The sequence below is a fragment of the Armatimonas sp. genome (assembly GCF_043757465.1).
GTDB lineage: Bacteria > Armatimonadota > Armatimonadia > Armatimonadales > Armatimonadaceae > Armatimonas.
In genome coordinates, this window is sequence record NZ_JAYVPL010000114.1 from 1 (window position 1) to 17794 (window position 17794).

Annotated in this window: 20 protein-coding genes; 7 read left to right on the forward strand and 13 right to left on the reverse strand. The window is 58.5% G+C overall.

The window, feature by feature from the left end:
- Positions 1 to 95: 95 nt before the first annotated feature.
- On the reverse strand, positions 96 to 1418 hold the full coding sequence (locus tag ACH2ED_RS15205) for a hypothetical protein (protein ID WP_395092785.1): 1323 nt from the start codon (positions 1416 to 1418) through the stop codon (positions 96 to 98).
- A 72-nt stretch (positions 1419 to 1490) separates the two neighbouring features.
- On the opposite strand from ACH2ED_RS15205, the gene ACH2ED_RS15210 reads away from it, so the two are divergent.
- Both ACH2ED_RS15210 and ACH2ED_RS15215 read left to right on the forward strand, forming a co-directional pair.
- A complete protein-coding gene (locus ACH2ED_RS15210) occupies positions 1491 to 1979 on the forward strand; it encodes a GNAT family N-acetyltransferase (protein ID WP_395092787.1) in 489 nt (162 codons plus the stop codon).
- The gene (locus tag ACH2ED_RS15215) at positions 1970 to 2581 is read left to right on the forward strand and encodes a hypothetical protein (protein ID WP_395092790.1); all 612 of its coding nucleotides are present in this window, start codon (positions 1970 to 1972) and stop codon (positions 2579 to 2581) included. Before ACH2ED_RS15210 ends, ACH2ED_RS15215 begins: the two co-directional genes overlap by 10 nt.
- 110 nt (positions 2582 to 2691) lie before the next feature.
- Here the strand turns inward: ACH2ED_RS15215 and ACH2ED_RS15220 are convergent, their stop codons facing one another.
- The 3 genes from ACH2ED_RS15220 to ACH2ED_RS15230 form a co-directional block, all read right to left on the reverse strand.
- The gene (locus ACH2ED_RS15220; RefSeq protein WP_395092793.1) at positions 2692 to 2982 is read right to left on the reverse strand and encodes an NADAR family protein; all 291 of its coding nucleotides are present in this window, start codon (positions 2980 to 2982) and stop codon (positions 2692 to 2694) included.
- 112 nt (positions 2983 to 3094) lie between these two features.
- The gene (locus ACH2ED_RS15225) at positions 3095 to 3787 is read right to left on the reverse strand and encodes an NUDIX domain-containing protein (protein ID WP_395092796.1); all 693 of its coding nucleotides are present in this window, start codon (positions 3785 to 3787) and stop codon (positions 3095 to 3097) included.
- Positions 3788 to 3901: 114 nt separating this feature from the next.
- Positions 3902 to 4351 carry a hypothetical protein gene (locus ACH2ED_RS15230; RefSeq protein WP_395092798.1) on the reverse strand — a complete coding sequence of 150 codons (450 nt, stop codon included), beginning with the start codon at positions 4349 to 4351 and terminating at the stop codon, positions 3902 to 3904.
- Positions 4352 to 4464: 113 nt separating this feature from the next.
- Between ACH2ED_RS15230 and tatA the strand changes: the two genes are divergently transcribed.
- Together tatA and ACH2ED_RS15240 are read left to right on the forward strand one after the other, a co-directional pair.
- On the forward strand, positions 4465 to 4632 hold the full coding sequence (tatA, locus tag ACH2ED_RS15235) for a twin-arginine translocase TatA/TatE family subunit (protein ID WP_309687278.1): 168 nt from the start codon (positions 4465 to 4467) through the stop codon (positions 4630 to 4632).
- Positions 4633 to 4647: 15 nt separating this feature from the next.
- On the forward strand, positions 4648 to 5859 hold the full coding sequence (locus ACH2ED_RS15240) for a S1C family serine protease (RefSeq protein ID WP_395092801.1): 1212 nt from the start codon (positions 4648 to 4650) through the stop codon (positions 5857 to 5859).
- Here the strand turns inward: ACH2ED_RS15240 and ACH2ED_RS15245 are convergent.
- Positions 5840 to 7132 carry an MFS transporter gene (locus ACH2ED_RS15245; RefSeq protein WP_395092804.1) on the reverse strand — a complete coding sequence of 431 codons (1293 nt, stop codon included), beginning with the start codon at positions 7130 to 7132 and terminating at the stop codon, positions 5840 to 5842. The two genes, ACH2ED_RS15240 and ACH2ED_RS15245, sit on opposite strands and share 20 nt — an antisense overlap.
- A gap of 1 nt (position 7133) precedes the next feature.
- Complete coding sequence (locus ACH2ED_RS15250; protein ID WP_395092805.1) at positions 7134 to 7925, reverse strand: DUF4058 family protein; 792 nt, start codon at positions 7923 to 7925, stop codon at positions 7134 to 7136.
- Between the two features lie 59 nt (positions 7926 to 7984).
- Here ACH2ED_RS15250 and ACH2ED_RS15255 point away from each other — a divergent pair, with 59 nt between their 5' ends.
- Positions 7985 to 8464 (forward strand): hypothetical protein, encoded by a 480-nt coding sequence (locus ACH2ED_RS15255; RefSeq protein WP_395092808.1) that lies wholly within the window; start codon positions 7985 to 7987, stop codon positions 8462 to 8464.
- A gap of 83 nt (positions 8465 to 8547) precedes the next feature.
- Here the strand turns inward: ACH2ED_RS15255 and ACH2ED_RS15260 are convergent, their stop codons facing one another.
- The 6 genes from ACH2ED_RS15260 to ACH2ED_RS15285 all read right to left on the reverse strand — a co-directional run bounded on the left by ACH2ED_RS15260 (position 8548) and on the right by ACH2ED_RS15285 (position 15149).
- Entirely contained in the window at positions 8548 to 10035 is a 1488-nt protein-coding gene (locus tag ACH2ED_RS15260) for a sugar ABC transporter ATP-binding protein (protein WP_395092811.1), read from the reverse strand.
- Positions 10036 to 10122: 87 nt separating this feature from the next.
- Complete coding sequence (locus ACH2ED_RS15265) at positions 10123 to 11121, reverse strand: ABC transporter permease (RefSeq protein ID WP_395092814.1); 999 nt, start codon at positions 11119 to 11121, stop codon at positions 10123 to 10125.
- Positions 11122 to 11231: 110 nt separating this feature from the next.
- Positions 11232 to 12347, reverse strand: coding sequence for a substrate-binding domain-containing protein (locus ACH2ED_RS15270; protein ID WP_395092817.1), 1116 nt, complete (start codon positions 12345 to 12347; stop codon positions 11232 to 11234).
- Positions 12348 to 12389: 42 nt separating this feature from the next.
- Positions 12390 to 14147 (reverse strand): protein O-mannosyl-transferase family, encoded by a 1758-nt coding sequence (locus ACH2ED_RS15275; RefSeq protein ID WP_395092820.1) that lies wholly within the window; start codon positions 14145 to 14147, stop codon positions 12390 to 12392.
- A gap of 34 nt (positions 14148 to 14181) precedes the next feature.
- On the reverse strand, positions 14182 to 14565 hold the full coding sequence (locus ACH2ED_RS15280) for a VOC family protein (RefSeq protein ID WP_395092822.1): 384 nt from the start codon (positions 14563 to 14565) through the stop codon (positions 14182 to 14184).
- Entirely contained in the window at positions 14562 to 15149 is a 588-nt protein-coding gene (locus ACH2ED_RS15285; RefSeq protein ID WP_395092824.1) for an SIS domain-containing protein, read from the reverse strand. Before ACH2ED_RS15285 ends, ACH2ED_RS15280 begins: the two co-directional genes overlap by 4 nt.
- A gap of 90 nt (positions 15150 to 15239) precedes the next feature.
- Here ACH2ED_RS15285 and ACH2ED_RS15290 point away from each other — a divergent pair, with 90 nt between their 5' ends.
- A complete protein-coding gene (locus ACH2ED_RS15290; RefSeq protein ID WP_395092827.1) occupies positions 15240 to 15647 on the forward strand; it encodes an NUDIX hydrolase in 408 nt (135 codons plus the stop codon).
- A gap of 283 nt (positions 15648 to 15930) precedes the next feature.
- On the forward strand, positions 15931 to 17412 hold the full coding sequence (locus ACH2ED_RS15295; RefSeq protein WP_395092829.1) for an SDR family NAD(P)-dependent oxidoreductase: 1482 nt from the start codon (positions 15931 to 15933) through the stop codon (positions 17410 to 17412).
- Between the two features lie 73 nt (positions 17413 to 17485).
- Here the strand turns inward: ACH2ED_RS15295 and ACH2ED_RS15300 are convergent, their stop codons facing one another.
- Complete coding sequence (locus tag ACH2ED_RS15300; RefSeq protein WP_395092832.1) at positions 17486 to 17668, reverse strand: hypothetical protein; 183 nt, start codon at positions 17666 to 17668, stop codon at positions 17486 to 17488.
- Positions 17669 to 17794 lie beyond the last annotated feature (126 nt).

Below are 17794 nucleotides of genomic sequence, written 5' to 3' on the forward strand. Positions count from 1 at the left end.
ACCGTGACCACAACGCTGCCCTGAACATAATCTCTCTGGGACTACAGAGAGTCAGTCAATCTGTAGAAGCCGTCGCATTCATGCGTGCGGAGTAGTCACCTTCGGCTCAGAGAGTCAAGCTGCTGTTTCCGTCGCTCAGGATCAAGAATTTGCTGGGCCAGTCGAACTGCCTGCTCTCGCTCGCTCCGCGGGAGGGAGAAGATGGTATTGACGATCACGAGATCATGAGGGCACAAGCTGGCCAGGTTGCGTAATTTTTGTGGGTCAGGGCAAGTACGAAGTACCGTGAGTAGCTGATCCAGCCCTGGCCAGTTTTTCTGCCTTCCCCAGTGCTCCCCTAGGCGTACCAAAAGGCGATAACGGACATCGTCTTGGCGGACACTCAGCGCGAGGGGGAGTGGGTCAGAAAAAGTCTCCAGGTTTCCAGAGAGAAGCCGTTCCAACTCCTGATCGTAGATTTTCTTCCCTTCCTCTGAGGTCTGCGTGCGAAGGAGAGCCAGAGCCACCTGCACTGTCTGATTGTCCTGCTTGCTCCGTGCCACGGAGAGGAGACTACGCACCAGCTCAGGGAGGTCATCGGGGTGCGCGTAGGCGCCAATCATCTCCAATGACACCTGAGGGGAGCCCAGAAAGTGCACCGATTGTTGGAGAAGCTGCTTGCGGGCGCGTTGCGGCAGCAGCTCCAGAACCCGCCTCAGTCCCTCACTATCTTTCGCCGTCATACACGACGTGCCCAGCGACGCGAGAGCCGATTCCTGCTTGGCTTTATCCGCGATGCGCCGAATTGTGGTGAGGGCTGCGGGGAAGTTGTGCGCCCTGTAGTACGCCGACATCAGGCTGGTGTAGACTCCCTCACGGGTTGTGGGGATCAACTGCTCCACAAGGCGCTCCACCACCGTGGTGTCGCCCTTTTCGGCGAACTGTGCGGTAAGCGGTACGAGAGCCGTGGAGCGCTCCGGCTCGGGAAGCGAGGACGCATTGGCAAGCGTGCGATCCAGACCCTGATGCTGGCTCTGCGCGGAAAGCACTTCAACCAGGAGGTCTTTGTCGTTCTGGGTGCTACGTAGCGCCTCCCGAAACTCCCTTGCTGCAATCTGCGCCCTGATAAGGTCTTTACGGAGATCTCCATAGCTCTCATGGTCTTCTTCTCCTCGGCGGAACGGGAGAGTTTGTATCAAAGCGGCTGCGCCTTTGCGGTCGCCCATCTTGAGCCTCACGCCTGCAAGCGTGTAGTTGATATTTTGCTTGCTGTAGGCCTTGCCAAAATCCAGAGTGCTCACAAACGAGCCGACATCGGTGCCATTTTGTTTCGCGGCAAGGGCAACACAGCCAATAATGCCAATAAACGTCGCAAGTGCCAGAACTCCCAGCCGTGTCGGAAGGCTGAGGCCAGGGCGCGAAGCGTCTACTTTTTTCATGCGGTCTACTAGCTCCTTGGTGCAGTATTATCCCTTCCCAGAGATTTGTCAAGCACAGGTACAATAGCGATTATGTCCCTCTCCGTTCGATCTGCAACACGCTCCGATGCTTCACGCTTTCTTGCACTCATCCAGGCACTGGCAGACTATGAGGAGCTTGCTGGCCCCACGGAAGATGCCAAAGAGCGCCTGATTGCCGATGCATTTGACAGTCACCTACCGCGCTTTTTTGTGTATCTGGCCTTTGAGGATGAAGCCATGAACCCGGAGCCGCTGGGCTACACCATCACTTTCTTTACCTACTCGACTTTTCTGGCCAAGCCGACACTCTATCTCGAAGACTTATTTGTGCGACCCGATGTGCGCTCAAAAGGCGCGGGTGGTGCGCTCTTTGATTTCCAGGTGCGCGAGGCCAAGCGCCTGGGCTGTGGGCGGCTGGAGTGGACGTGTCTCGACTGGAACACCCTGGCCCAGGGTTTTTACGAAAAACGCGGCGCACACCATCTTGACGACTGGCGGGTGTACCGACTGACGGAGGAGGACTTTGCACGTTGGAGCTAACTGACCCGGAGCTAGCCGTTCTCTGGCACCTCTACGACTCCGGGCCGCGTGAGCCGATTGTCCTGCTGGACGATGCCCGAAACGCACCACCGCCGCCAATTCTGCGAGGTCAGCTCTCCGAGGATCACGTGGCGCAGGCGCTGGCGGACTTGGTGGGCCGTGGCCTGGTGCGAATCTGGGGCGAACAGGAACTTGCGGAGGAGGTCCAACGCTGGGAAGACGAGCCCCTGCCACGGGGGTTCGGGGTAGATCTTGGCGACCTTGATCCCGGCTCGGCAGATCTCACCCGTGAGGGCTGGCGCTTTTGCCTCGACCGCTGGGGGAGGGACCGCCGCTTCACCACCTACGATGACAGCACGCTGGGGGTCTTGATTATCTACGGCGAGTCGCCCGCGGGCTGCATGAGCGAGCGCGACCGGCTGACCTATAAAGTGGATCACGGGCAGTTCTACACCTACGGCCTGATCGCGCAGCCTGGCCCCGTGACACAAGTGGGGCAGATTGAGAATGTCCGGGGCTGGTGGTACAACCGCTTCCACCTCATCCGCCCCGGCTACTCCGCCCGGATTGAGTACGTGCCCGCCCCTATCCCCGCCGATTGAAATCGGCGTCTGCAATAGCACTGCGTGCCGCAAAGCCCGTGCCGGGCTGGGAACAAATTCGGTAGCCCGGAATGGGCTTTGCGGCGGAACGCTACTGTTGACGCCTCATTTCATGGGGCGGATCTGTAGCCCTCGCGGGTCTCCATCAGAATCTCGCCCAGGCGATTCTTGCCCGTCCCGGTGCGGCCTTGGGTGGCGCGTGTGCGGCCCAGCGTTTTGGCTTGTCCTGCCGACTTTGCCAGGCGTATTTTCTCCTGGTACTCCGGGTGCGTTGGGAACTTCATCGCCTGGAAATAATGCTCCACGGTTGGCCAGTAGACCCCGCCAAGCTCAAAGCCATGTGAGGAGAAATTCGAGAGATAAGCGTTACCGTTGGTCTTGCTATAGAACTTGATCGGCATACTTTATTTGTCGTTTATACACGAAGATTTGCTAAAGAGCAAATTCCCCTCCCTTCGTAGACGGAACGTCGGAGAAGCGAAGGGAGGGGCCAGGGGAGGGATGCGTAGGATGCTAATCCAAGAAGACGGGTTCACGCTTGGTGAAGCTGAAGAGCTGTGCGGGGCGATGGGCACCACCACGGCGCTGTTTTTCCAGACCTTCGAGGAGCTCCGTCGAGAGCATTTTCTTGCGGAAGTTGCGCTTATCCAGCTCACGGCCCAGAATCAGCTCGTAGACATTTTGTAGCTCAGTGAGCGTGAACTCTGGCGCGAGGAGGGCGTAGGCGACACTGGTATAGGCCAGCTTCGCACGCAAGCGGCTCAGGGCGGTCGTGAGAATCTTGGCGTGATCGAAGGCCAGGAAAGGAAGCTCCTCCACGGGCCACCACTGTGCCTCGGCGGCGTCGGTACCAGCGCGTGGGGCGATACGGGGCTCGGGCAAGAGGGCGTAGTAGGCCACGGAGATCACTCGGGTTCGAGGGTCGCGGTCTACTGTTCCAAACGTGTAGAGCTGCTCCAGAAACTCAGCGCCCGCAACACCCGTCTCTTCGGCAAGCTCGCGATAGGCAGCGGTATCGAGGTCTTCGCTCATCTGAACAAAGCCACCTGGAAGCGCCCAGTGGCCCTCAAAGGGCCAGATACCGCGCTTGATCAGCAGAACATGAAGCTTACGTTCCCGCGCCGTGAACGCCGCGACATCCACCGTGACCGAGGGACGGGCAAAAGCCGCGGGATCGTAGTCCGCGGGAGAATCTATGGGGCTCACCGTCATTTTAAAATCTTTGCAAATATTTCTGTCAGGCCTTGTCGCCGACCCCCGTAAGTCTATCAGGGATTATACGGATTGTGCTAGGTTTCAGGTAAGTGTTTTTGTAAACACCTAGGCGGCCAGAGCGGGGCGGAAATACTGCGCCGGCGCCGCCGCCTGTGGGGCAAGAGCGCGGAGCAGATAAGGGACATCTTCACGATCCGGCACCATCAGAGTGACAGCACTCTGCCCGAACCGAATCGCCCCGCGGAGCCGTAGACCACTGATCATCCAGCCGGTCTCGACACGCTGCTGGGAGAGCAGACCAAAGGGGACGACGGTTCCAGCAACATAAAGAGTAGCTTCCCCAGAGGACGCAATCTCTAGATGGGCAGGCTGATTGTCGAAGCCCGGTCCACTCGCACGCAGATCCAGGCCCTGCGGAAGACGAACGTGAAGATCGTCTTGAGCCGGAACTTGCTGCGAAGCGCAGGGGGTGAAAAATCCTCGGTTCTGGTGGGCTGCAAGGGCACGCCAGAGCTGCTTGGCAGGTGTCTGGATTTTCTTGATGGTCGCGTTCATGACTAGAATAGTGTGCGGTTGAGGATTTTCTCCTTAGGAGGAAGGCGAAGAAAAGAGATGAGTTTTTTTAGGGGATGTGGAATTCGCGATACAATGGAGGCCGAGGAAAGAAGATGCTATCGTTTGCTTATTGGACATCTCCCAGCGCTTGGCTGGTGATCGTCTTGGTTGTTGTGTTGTTCTTTGGCGCGTCCCGTTTGCCGCAGCTGGCAAAGGGATTGGGTGAGGCAACCCGTGAGTTTAAGAAGGGCATAGACGAGCGAGACGCAGAGAAGAAGTAGGCGGAGCCTGCTGACGTGAAGACGGCACTGGGTTATGGGGCGACGTTTGTCACCGGCTTTGCTGCGTGTGCCTTGATTTTGTATCTGGCGCAAGGCCGCACCGGGGCAAGCCGACCTCCGAATCTGCCCGCAGGACGGCGTGCGCTCTCGGAGGCGCTGGCACAGACGCCTGCTCTCGGGGGTGCACACGGCTCTGGTGGACTGCCTTCCATCGCCGACGCAACAGGGCGGGTTGCACCGGCTGTGGTCAATATTGAAGTTGAGGGCCATGAGAGCGTCCCCGGACAGGGTTTCCTCGGTCAGTTTAGGACTCAGGATCGGCGCTTTGAGGGCTCTGGCTCCGGGATTCTCCTCTCCGCCGAGGGCTACGTTCTCACCAATCAGCATGTTGTGGCACCCGTGCTCAACCAGCCAGATGCTAAAATTCAGGTGACTCTCTCCGATGGGCGACGCTTCTCCGTGACGATTGTTGGGAGTGATGTCGCCAGCGATCTGGCGGTCGTCAAGCTGCTGGGCGCGAAAAATCTCACGCCCGCACTGCTCGGCGACTCGGATGCCGTGCGCGTCGGCGACTGGGCGATTGCGGTGGGCAACCCGCTCGGCTTTAATTCGACCGTCACCCTTGGAATCGTCTCCGCGCTCAACCGCCACTATCCCCGTCAGGACAGTGCCGCGCTTGAGAAAGTGATCCAGACCGATGCCTCCATCAACCCCGGTAACTCCGGGGGGGCACTCGCCGACATTGAAGGGCGGGTGATCGGGATCAATACGGCGATCGCTACCACCACGGGAGCGTCCACGGGGATCGGGTTCGCCATTCCTATCAACACGGCCCGCAAGATCGCCGCGCAGCTGATTGAGAACGGAAAAGTGCTGCGACCGTATCTGGGCGTGATCTACACCCCGCTCTCTGACGCGGATCGCAGCGCACTTCCTGGCAACCTAACTCTACCGCCGGATGGCAAGGGAATGCTTGTCCACTCCGGAAACAATACCACTTCCGTCGCACCGGGCTCTCCCGCCCAGAAGTGTGGGATCGTGGAGTGGGATGTCCTGCGAAAAGCCGATGGCAAGCCTCTGGACAACGACGAAGCACTGCGCAAGATTATCGCCCGTCACACGATTGGTGAGGCGTTGAAGCTCACCATCTGGCGCAACGGGTCGGAGCAGGAGCTGGTCGCCACACTCGAAGAGATGCCCGCCTGGTTCACCCAGCCAAATCGCTAACCTCATCTTCACCTTCACTTTTACCCTCTCCCACAAGTGTCTGTCGGGCGCGGCGCAAGCCCGGGGAGAGCACGACCGCAAGAAAGACGCTGGCTGCCGCGAGGCTCGCTCCCAGTGCCATCGCCGTAGACGTGCTGGTGCGTGAGGCCACAATCCCCGCCCAAAGACTCCCAAAAGGCGTCAGGCCCATCATCAGAAACGCATGAACTCCCATCACGCGGCCTCGTAAAGCATCGGGAACCGAGGCCTGGATGAGGCTATTGCTGGTGGCAAAGACGCAGATCATGCAAAACGATGAAAGCGGCGCAAAGACAAAGGCCCAGGTTAGGCTATGGCAGAGCGCGGTTCCCAGAGAGAGAAGCGGGAAGAACACCGCGCCAATGGTCACGATCCGGCCTTTGTAGGGCGATGCCGAGAGAAGCGTGCAGAGCAGCGCTCCCAACAGTGCCCCCACACCCCGGGCGCTCATTAAGTGGCTGTAGCGCGCCGCATCTGCACCCAGTGTGAACTTCGCCAGTGTAGGCAAGAGAATCCAGTCGCCCGCCATAAAGACTGAGAAGCTTGCCAGAATCGCCATGAGCGCAACAATGGGCTGGTGCTGCTTAAGATAGCCCAGTGCCTCTGTGACCCCTTTGAGGGGGGGCTCTTTCCCGGTTGATTTGGGCGCGAAATTCCCCCGCATCAGTCGTAGCCCGACAATCACCGCGAGATACGAGAGCCCGTTGGCAAGAAAGCACGGAGCCATCGCCCGCTGCTTATCGGCGATCAGTAAGCCCGCCACGGCAGGCCCGAGCACCCGCGCGGCATTGAAGAGCGACGAGTTCAGGCCAATGGCGTTGTGCAGATCCTCTTTGCCTACCAATTCCACAATAAACGCCTGCCGCGCGGGAATATCAAAGACATTGGTAATGCCCAACAAGACGGCGAAAATCGCCACATGCCAGAGTCGCATCTGGTCCGTCGCCACGAGAGCCGCCATGCCTAGCGCCAGCACAGCTTGTGCCACTTGCGCCCAGAGCACAATGCTATGCTTTGAAAAACGATCCGCGAACCAGCCGCCATAGAACGCCCCGAGCAGCATCGGTAGCGATCCCAGCGTCATGATCCAGCCCTGCGCCGCGCTCGCCTCTTTTTCACTCCCCGCCAGCAGCGTCACCAGCCACCCCTGCGCCGTCATCTGCATCCACGAGCCGATCAGCGAGATGGCCTGCCCCGAGAAGAAAAGCTGGTAGTTACGATGGCGGAGGGCAGAGAAAGCGGCAGGAGCTGTCACCTTAACGAAGCTTCTTTGCCCGCAGGAGCTGCTCCGCCCAAGTGGCCGTCTCGCCTTTTAGCCTGGGGATTGGAGCGGCAGTGTAGTCCACTTCGCGGCGAAACGGCCCTTTGTCATAGAGTGTATCAAAGGCCGCTTGCAGGTCTATCCTAAAATCAGGAAGCTCCGTGGTCAGAGGAATGGGGATTTCAGGAAACATCTCAGGAAGGCGAATATCCCAGCACTCGACAACGCCTGCCCCCGCCCGGTGCAGACACACGAGATAGTCCCAGTCGGTCTCTTCATGGAGCAAAGTTGCATCTACGGCAACGGAATGCTGGCCGCCACGCAGAAGATCAATTTCTATCAGATGCACCGGGCTCTGAAGAAGCGCTCGTTGTTTTTCGAGATACTGCTCGCGTCCTTTACCCCGCTTATTGACCGGACTCAGAACTTCTATGGCAGTCACCACACGCCGCCGTCCCCGCGCCGTGACGATCTCTATGTGCTGCAACCGCTCCTCCCAAACAGCAAGGGGAATCCGGCGGGGAAGGGAAGTAGGACGTGTCGCGACAGCGACGGAGCCCGAAGCCGTGGGGACATTGGGAGCGCTACTCAGGCGTAGAACCGCGACATCAGGATCGAAAGGCTCGTCGCTGCCGACGTAGACCCGCTCTTCCATTCGCGCCGAAAAGCCTTCCGGCAGGTGCGTGTTTAAGATCTCGGTAAGCTGTGCAATAAGAAGAATATGGACATCATGGAAGAACTCCGGCGACTCCAGATACGGATCCATTCCAGGAAACGGGCTTGGCATACAACACTCCGAGCTTCAGTGTACCGCATCGTCCAAATGTCGTGAGGTACACTCAACCCATGCCGGAGACCATCCCCGAAATTCAGGAAAAACTCCGCAGTGCACGTGATTGGCGACTCAAGGCACAGCGCTCTTTCCCGGAGTTTCGCGAGGAATCGGATGCTGCGATAAATGTCCATGACTGGCTGACCTTTCTCTACAACAAAATTGAAGAGAGCTATGTCCATCCACCACCCGACGATCATTTTTTACAACGAGCCTCATGGTATGCCTACGAATGTTCTCACTTTCTCGTAACTTCCACAGACGAGTGCAATCCGGAAATCAGCGCCAACATCGGGTTCTGGGCGCGGCTTGCTACGAACCAGCAAGTGCGAGCCGACTTGGGGCGCTGGTGCGAGTTTTGGATTCTTTCTGCCCACGAAGAATGGGTTCGCTCCTCGCTAACGAAAGCCCAATGGAACGAGATTCTGGATAGCTACCGTGCCCAGCGTCTGGAGCGCTACCGTCAAAAAGCCTTGAACCGGAAAAAACCATAATTCGGGATGGCCGGGACGGCCTTCGTGTCGCGAAGCGACAATATCACGCCCCCGTCTATGGGGGCGGCGATTCGGGGCGGCTCTTACTCCACCGCGAGATGCAAAACGTCCTCTTGGGTGGCTTTGGTGGCGTCTTCGATCTCGCCGGTGATCTTGCCGCCGCGCATCACTAAGATCCTATCGCTCATGCCGAGCACTTCGGGGAGCTCGGAGGAGATCATGAGAATGGCCTTGCCCTCGCCGGCGAGCTTGCGCATCAGCACATAGATCTCGTACTTAGCCCCGACATCCACGCCGCGTGTCGGCTCGTCGAAGATCAGGATCTCGGAGTTGGCCTGGAGCCACTTGGCCAGCACGACTTTCTGTTGGTTGCCGCCCGAGAGATTACGGGCGAGCTGCTCTTGATGCGGCGTTTTGATAAGAAGGCTCTCGACGTAGCTGCCAAAAGCCCCGCGCTCCTTCTGGCTGTCTATAAAGCCGAGCTTGCCGAGCTTTTCTAAGTTAGGTAGGCCGAAGTTATTGCGTAGCGCCAGATCCAGCACTAAGCCCTGGCGTTTGCGGTCCTCGGTGAGCAGGCAGATTCCCGCCTGAACGGCCTCTTGCGGCGAGCGCATCGGGAGTGTCCTGCCATCCAGAACAATCTCGCCCGCGTCGCGTGGATCGGCACCGAAGAGAAGACGCGCCACTTCCGTGCGGCCTGCACCGACAAGCCCCGCAAGTCCGAGGATCTCGCCGCGCCGTAGCTCAAACGAGATGCCTTGCACGGCGCGGCCACGCACAAGATTTTTAACAACGAGCCGTGCCGCGCCAATTTTTTGCTCGGGGTCGCGTGGGGGAAACTCGGCGGAGAGGGCGCGACCTACCATGGACTCAATGAGCTTCGGGCGGGTCCACTCGGAGACGGGCTTGGTGGCGATCCACTGGCCATCGCGCATCACGGTCGCCGTGTCGCAGAGCTGGAAAATCTCGTCCAAACGGTGCGAGACATAGACAATCCCGATTCCCTGCGCCTTGAGATCACGGACAATCGCAAAGAGCGCGTCCACCTCACGGCCTGAGAGCGCCGCCGTGGGCTCGTCCATCACTAATATTTTGGCATTTTGCGAGAGTGCCTTTGCGATCTCGACAAGCTGCTGCTCTGCCACCGTCAGCTCCCCGACGGGTGTTGTGGCGTCAAACGGCGCGGCGAGGCGCTTCAGAATCCCCTGCGCGGCGGCGTTTTCGTCGGCGCGGGTGATAAAGCCACTTTTGGTTCTTTCGCGCCCCAGAAATAAGTTCTCCGCCACGGAGAGCTGAGGGATAAGATTGAACTCCTGGTAGATCACTGCGATCCCACGCTCGGTGGCATCGCGTGGCCCAGCAATCGTGATCTGCTCGCCGTTTAAGTGGATCGTGCCTGTGTCCGGCTGGTGCGCTCCGGAGAGCACTTTGAGCAGCGTGGACTTACCCGCGCCGTTCTCCCCCAGTAGCGCATGGATCTCGCCCGCTTCCAGCTCCAGCCGCCCCTCGCGGATGGCTAAGACGCCCGGAAACGACTTCTGGATGCCTTCCATACGAAGTAAATTTGGCATCCTACCCCCTAACCCCCGCTTGGCGGGGGGACATTGCGGAAAGACGTTTTATCTCCCCCGCTTGGCGGGGGGTGGGGGGTGGGCAACTCACTCGTGGCCGCCTTTTTGCTGGAGTGCTGTCACCAGAACGGCGAAGAGGAGCACGCAGCCCACCACGGTGCCGCGCCAGATGTCAGGGTTAGAGAAGGTGAAGTTGATGGCGGAGAGAATGGTAATCACCAGGGTTGCTCCCAGAATGGTTCCTGGCACCGAGCCGCGCCCGCCCGTGAGGCTCGCCCCCCCAACGACAGCGGCGGCAACGGCATCTAGCTCGTAGCCCACGCCTAGCTGTGGGTTGCCCTGTCGTCCGTAGCCCGCCCAGAGAATTCCGGCCAGTCCCCCGAGAAGTGCACTGACCCCGTAGGCAAAGAGCTTGATCTTAAAGATATTCACCCCTGAGAGCCGGGTCGCCTGCTCGTTGCCGCCTAGCGCATAGAGATAGCGCCCGATCCGAGTGCGCGTGAGCAGGATGTGCACCACAATCGCCACCAACGCTAGCATCGTCCAGAGTGGCCAGCCCTTGGAGAGATTGGTGATCAACGGATAGTCGTTGAGGGAGATCGGGAGCTGCTTATTGACGATGAGCGACTGGCTGCGCAGAACCAAAAGCGCAGCGAGAGTCACCACAAACGGCGGGAGCTTGAGCTTATGGATCAGTGTGGCGTGGAGCAACCCGATTGCCAGTGCACAGAGCAGCGTCAGGACAATTGCGATCAGCGCCGCTGGGCCTGCGATGAGCCCCCCAGAAAACTTGGTGACAAAGAGCGCCACCAGCATTCCGGCAAAGGCGATAATCGAGCCTAGCGACAGATCAATGCCACTGGTGATGATCACAATCGTCTCGCCGATGGCAAAGAGCGAGAGGAGCGCCACTTGCTGCAAGATATTGGTCATGTTGAGCGGCCCGAAGAAGTTCGCGCGTTGCTCAGTGAAGGCCATCCCCAGACAGAGCAGGGCCAGCACCGCCACCACGCTTAGCTCTCGTGACTTCAGTAGCCGACCAACTATGCCCGGCCCGGACTGTTTTCCAAGATTCTGTACCGCCACTCTTCTTAGTTCCTATCTGACTCAAAAATCAATCCATAATACACTTTAGAAAATCAAAAGGCCATGCGTCTAGCGACGCACAGCCTTTGTGAAAAATACGCAATCAGGGATTACGTGGACTTGAGGCCCAGCTTCTTCATGTTCTCGACGAATGGCCCGACGTTCTCCGGGGTGACAGTTGTCACGCCCGTATCGATCTTGTTGCCGTCCACTTTCATGCCCGCCTTCTCTAGCTCCGGCTTTAGCTCCTCAATCGCGGCTTTGACGCCCTTGCGGTTGATGAGATAGAGCAGCTTAGCGGAGAGCCGACCGAACTCGTAGGGTTTTTGGATTACAGCAGCATCCACCTTCTTGGCTTGCAGACCGGCGAGGGTCTCGGGTGCGCCATCGAAGGTGATGATCTTAACTTTTCCTAGGAGCTTGGCGCTCTCGACGGCATTGAGAATTGCGGGGCCGTCGTAGGCCCAGATGCCTAAGAAACCATTGATCTTGTCGCCGTACTTGGTGATGGCGTCTTGGACGTTGCGCTGTGCCTTGAGCGGGTCGGCCTGATCCTGGAACGGTTCCTGGAGCATCTCGATCTTGCCCTTGGTAGCATCTTGAAAGCCTTTATAGCGGTCAATGGCATTCTGCGCGGACATGTTGCCGACAAATGCGACAAATTTTCCACCGCCCGGCAGGAGCTTAAGCGCGGCCTCACCGGCGGCCTTGCCCGCTTCGTAGTTGTTGGTTCCCAGATACGCAAGACGCTTGCTGGTCTCGCTGTCGGAGTCGAAGCAGATCACCGGGATCTTTTTATCAATAGCCTCGTCAATTACCGAGGCGAACTCCTTGCCGTCAATGGGGGTCACAGCGATTCCATCGGTAGCCTTTGCGACGGCATCCTCGAAAGTCCTCTTCTGATCCGCGTGGGTCGGAGACGAGCCAGCGGGGGTCATGCGCGACACATCGCAGTCTTTCAGCTCGGCCTTAGCGGCTTCCAGACCCTTCTCGGCAGCGGTCCAGAAATCGGCGCTGTTGTTGGTGATAAGCGTGACGGCTAGCTTGCCGTCGGCCTTGCGTGGTGCATCAAAGCTTCCGCCGCCCTCTGGTGCCTTGGCGACTGGAGCGGGATTCTCTCCGCCGGGTGCAGGCGTCGCCGCCTGATCTTTACACGATGCCAGGGAAAACAGCGAGACCAGTGCGGTCAGCGCGAGGCCCTGGCGAAGAAACAGGGATCGTTTCATTCTTTGGGTAGTCCTCCGCCGCCAGTATAGCATATGTGTTGGCTACTGACTTGCCATGCGCTTCTCTATCACCGCGAGAGCCTCCGGATGCCCGGTCTCTTTGGCGAGTGCGTCCAGCGCCTGGAACGCCTCGGCGTAGCGCACGAAGATATGGCGCTGGAGCGGGTCGCGCTCGCCCCAGCCCGTGAGCAGCCCGCGTGTGGTGAAGCGTGCCCAGAGGGGAAGATTGGCGGCGAGTAGCGCCTCAGAGTCGGGGCGGGTTCCGGGCAGATAGAGCCGCTCGGTGACTCCCCAGGGAGCGAGCTCAAACTCTGTAGCCACCTCAGCGAGGCTGGTATTGAGCACCTTGCGGCGAGCGAAGCGGGTATCGCGCACTAAAAGTACAGGTCGGCCTTCGGTGAGGGCCTGCCGGAAAAACGCCCGCTGGAAGCTGCCGTCAGCGAACTGTGTGGTGGAGAGGCTTGCACCAGCAATGGCACTATCGAGTGCGGGGTACTGCGCGAGCAGGTGGCGGTAGTACCAGGCATCGTAGAGTAGCGCACTGCTCAGCGTGTTCCATTCTGCCACCACTACATCGGGGCGCTGGTGCTTCACCCACTTCTGGTACCAGAGTGTGAAAATGACATTGGAGTCCGTGACAATCAGTGCATTATGTGGGGCGGAGCGTAGGATATTCTCGGAAAAATCCGCCTCGATAAAATTCCCACTCTTGTCAGCGTCTTTCCAGTGCGTTCCTAGTGCGATCAGGGGCAGGCCAATGGCGGCGAGTGCGGTGATGCTGGGCTTGAGAGCCATGCGCTGTGCAAGAGACAGTGCTCCTGCTGCGATCCAAACAGTAATTATCATAAACGATGGCAAGTAATAGACATAGATATCTAAAATATGGTAGTTCACCACATAAATAAGACTGCCAAGAGCGATCCAAACGCTTAGCAAGAGTAGACTCCGCTGAGTCTTCCAGAGCGACACAATTCCCGCTGGAGCCAGCCAGAGTGTCCATGGCCCGAACTCCGCAACCAGGGCTTTTACGTAGCGGATCGTATTCTCGCCAACCACACTCAGCGGCTGAGAGAACATGAGCTGCCGGTAGAGATCACCGGAGAGGTGCTTGTAGAACAACTCTGGCGTCTTTGGGCTTCCCCAGAGCACCGGGGAGTGGCTAAACTTGGCTGCGAGGGGGATATAGGCATAGAGAAGCAAAGGCAATAAAAAGAGAGGGAGGTAGGCGAAGAGCTTCTTAAAGCCGACTTTATGCCACGCAAACATCAAGAACCCCGGCAGAAACAGCGCCATCGTCAGATTGTTCGTCAGCGCCAGACCATAAACTAGCACCAGCGGAGCCAGCACACGCTCCCCGCGCTCCAGACGTACGCTCAGCCAGAGCACCGTGCACAAAAAGAGCGCCGTGAGGGTGTAGACCTCGCACGAGAGCGACTGTTGCCACAGAGTCGGGGCAAAGGCGAGCAAGAGTGCGGCACTCGCAGCCACGAGGCGTGAGGAGATAAGTGCGGCGAGGAATCGGTAGAAGATGGCGACGGCTGCTGCTCCAAAGAGCGCTGTCATGAGGTTGACACGCATCGCGGGCTCATCAATAATGGGTTCCAGTCCTAGAAGAAACGCTCGTCCCAGGAGTGTGAAGAGTGGGTAGCCCGTGGGATGGCAGACTCCCAGTGTCGCCATTGCCAGCTCGAAGTCTCCGTCGTCGCCTGTGTAGATCGTGCGGCACATGGTGAGTGCGTAGAGTAGTGCTGCTACAGCGAAGAGTAGCCAGGCGATCTTTCTATCGGAGAGCGAAGACATCGTGCTCTTGATTGTTGGTAAAAACTGGTATGCTCTACAGGAGTGGCGTACTGCGTTTGCAGAGCTGGAGCGCGAGGCCCCACGGGTCGCGGAGCATGGTGAGCTGCGAACCATCGGGGAGGCGCACCTCGGAGGCATAGGTCGCGCCGGCTGCTTCCAGACGCGCTCGATCCACGTCGGGGTTTTCGGATACCAGAGCGATATGGACGATCAGCGGATCAAGAGCGGCATAGTCGGGCACTTGATCCGGCGGGTTACAGTAGATCTCTACCACACTGCGGCCTGCACTGTCGGCCAGAAAGTGGGTCTGTGTGGTGTTGTCCACGTGCCGGACGACCTGAAAGCCCAGGTGCTGTACATACCAGGCCGCGATAGCAGCGGGGTCGGCGACATTGAGGGCGAAGTGCTCAATAATCATGTGTAGGTTTCTCCAAAAAGCTGGCGCTCCACCAGCTCGATTAAGATATGGATCACTTTGATATGTAGCTCCTGCACCCGGTCCGCGAAGCGCCCGCCGGGTGTGCAAATCTCGACCGTGGCGATGCGGCCTAGCGGGGTGTCGGGCTTTCCGGTGAGGGCGAGAATGTGAACACCACGCTCGCGGGCGACATAGGCAGCCGCTAGTATGTTTTTACTGGTGCCGCTGGTGCTAATGGCGAGCAGGCAGTCGCCGTGGCGAGCATGTGCCTCCAGATAGCGTGCGAAGACTTGCTCGTAGCCGTAGTCATTGGCGACACAGCTCAGGTGGCTCGGGTCGCTGATCGCGGTGGCGGCAAGTGCCCGCCGCTCCAAGCGGTAGCGCCCAGAAAGCTCCTCAGCGAAGTGCATCGCATCGCACATCGAGCCACCATTGCCGCAGCTAAAGACCCGCCCGTCGCCCCGGAGCGTCTCAGCCAGTAAGCGGCCCGCTTCGGTGATCGCCTCAAGGGCGGCATCGTTGGAGAGGAGAGAGTCAAGGGCAACCTGGGCTTCTTCAAGGCTCGCACGGACATGGCTTTTCATAGGGTCGTCGCCATTCTACCCGATTTCATTTTCTGTATTTCGTTAGGATCTTCTCCGTTTTTGCCTCCACTAGTGGGGTACTGTCTCTCTATGCAACTTCCTCGTGTCGGCGTCGCGGTGCTGCTGCTACGTGAGGGCAAACTTCTCCTGGGTCAGCGCGTGGGCACCCACGGTGCGGGAACCTGGGCCCCACCGGGCGGCTACCTGGAGTTCGGCGAGTCGCTGGAGGTCTGTGCGCGGCGGGAAGTGCTCGAAGAAACCGGCTTGATCATTGGCGAGCTCCGCGACGGCCCTTACACAAACACGCTCTTCGAAGCCGAAGGCAAGCACTCCGTCACGCTCTTTCTCCTCGCCGACTGCCCCGAGTCTCTGGGTCAGCCCAAGCGCCGCGAGCCCGAGAAATGCATCGGCTGGAGCTGGCATGACTGGGCGCAGCTTCCCGAACCACTCTTCGCCACCCTTGCCCAGCTCAAAGAGAGCGGCTTTATTCCAAAATAATGGCTATGAAAGGTGAGACAAATCAGAGACATTAAAACAAGATTTCAAACGAATTAGATACTTTTATATCTCTTTTAATGTCCTTAAAATTCAGTCATTTTTGTGAAAATAACTACTTTGAAGTTTTCCTGGAAATGCTTTTTAAGTGGTACTGATGGGCCATTTTGGGATATACTATATGCATAGTGACCTGGAAAACCCAGGAAACGAATCCCGGCGATCCCTTCAAAACGAAGTGTGATCGTCTTTTTTGTTTTTTTAGGGTGCCGTACAATAGTTGGTGATGTTGACAAGTGAGAACCCGGAAGACCTGACGCAGCATGTGCGGGCAGCGATGGATGTTTTAGAGGCGATTGTGGAGGATCGGGCGCTGCTGGCTCATCTGAACAAAGACGACCTCGCGCGCTTGCTGAAGGCGGCAGGGCAAGTGGCGACTCCCGACGATGCGAGTCATCGTTACTTAATGAAGGCCACCAAGCGCCTACGTAAGACCGATAAGCGCGAGCGGGTGGAGAGCGTCCTGCAAGAGACCGGGATTCGGAAACTGCGGCGTGAGGCGGTATTTGTGACACCCAACTACGCTCCGCCCACCGACGATAGCCAGCAGGAAGTGGACGATCCAGACTTTCGCGAAGCCGTTGAGCCACAGTATTGCTATATCTGCAAGCGCCACTACACCCAGCTCCATCACTTCTACGATCAGCTCTGCCCGAGTTGTGCGACATTTAACTACGGCAAGCGCACCGAGCTCGCGGATCTTCGAGGGCGCGTGGCACTACTCACGGGCGGGCGGGTGAAGATTGGGTATCAGGCGGGAATTAAGTTACTGCGTGCTGGGGCGCACTTAATCGTGGTTACCCGCTTCCCGCGCGACTCCGCAGCGCGCTATGCACTGGAGCCAGACTTTTCCGAGTGGGCCGAGCGCTTGGAGATCTTCGGACTGGATCTGCGCCACACCCCGAGTGTCGAGGCGTTCTGTTCCCATCTTCTTAATACCCGTGAGCGGCTGGATTTTATTATCAACAACGCCTGCCAGACCGTGCGTCGCCCCCCGGAGTTCTATGCCCATATGATGGAGGGAGAGCAAGCCCCGCTCTTGGCGCTCCCTGAGGCAACGCGCAAGCTGCTCGGAGGCTACGAGGGGCTGCGCGGCTATGAATTGCTCCCCGCCGCCAAGCTCTCGCAGATGGCGCTGCTTCCGGGCGAGGGGGCAGGCCAGCGCGATTTATTTCCCGAGGGCCGCCTCGATCAGGACTTGCAGCAGATTGACCTGCGTGAGCGTAACTCCTGGCGCTTGCAGATGGATGAAGTGCCGTCGGTGGAGCTTCTGGAGGTGCAGTTGGTCAATGCCATCGCGCCGTATTTGATCAACGCGCGCCTCAAGCCGTTGATGCTGCGCACCCCGGAGCGCGACAAGCATATCGTCAATGTCTCGGCGGTGGAGGGGCAGTTCTACCGGAAGTTTAAGACGACGCGCCATCCACACACCAACATGGCCAAGGCGGCGCTGAATATGATGACTCGCACCTCGGCGGCGGACTACCAAGCAAGTGGGATTCACATGAACGCCGTGGATACTGGCTGGGTGACCGACGAAGACCCGGTGCAGATCGCGGAACGCAAAGTCGCCCAGCACGGTTTTCATCCGCCACTGGACATCGTGGACGGTGCGGCGCGTATCGTGGACCCGATTATCGCGGGCATGAATAGCGGCGAGCATGTCTGGGGCAAGTTCCTGAAAGACTATCTCCCCACGGACTGGTAGCCATATAGTCTCAGGGATAGAGGCCAATGCCTTGGACAGAGCACTCTGGCGAGACTCATCATCGCGCGGACACTCACGACGAATCAGCTTCTTCACAAAGGCACCGGAGGCGGTGAGCGGCAGTTCTGTCTCGCCGGTGCCGTCGAGATTGACGAAGATCATCGTACCGCAGATAGAGATGGAACGTCATTGCCTTCACCGTGCCCTGGGTGCCCACGGGCATAAAGGCAGGCGTCTGGAGAGTGAAGAGGCTCATCGGCCTCCATGCTACCACTTTCCCGCTAAACGGGGTGTGCTAATTTCTCAGACGGCATATCGAGCGACCTCAGCCAGATCACGTCCTAAGACGAGGTTGAAATAACGAGCCAGATTGAAGGCTGTA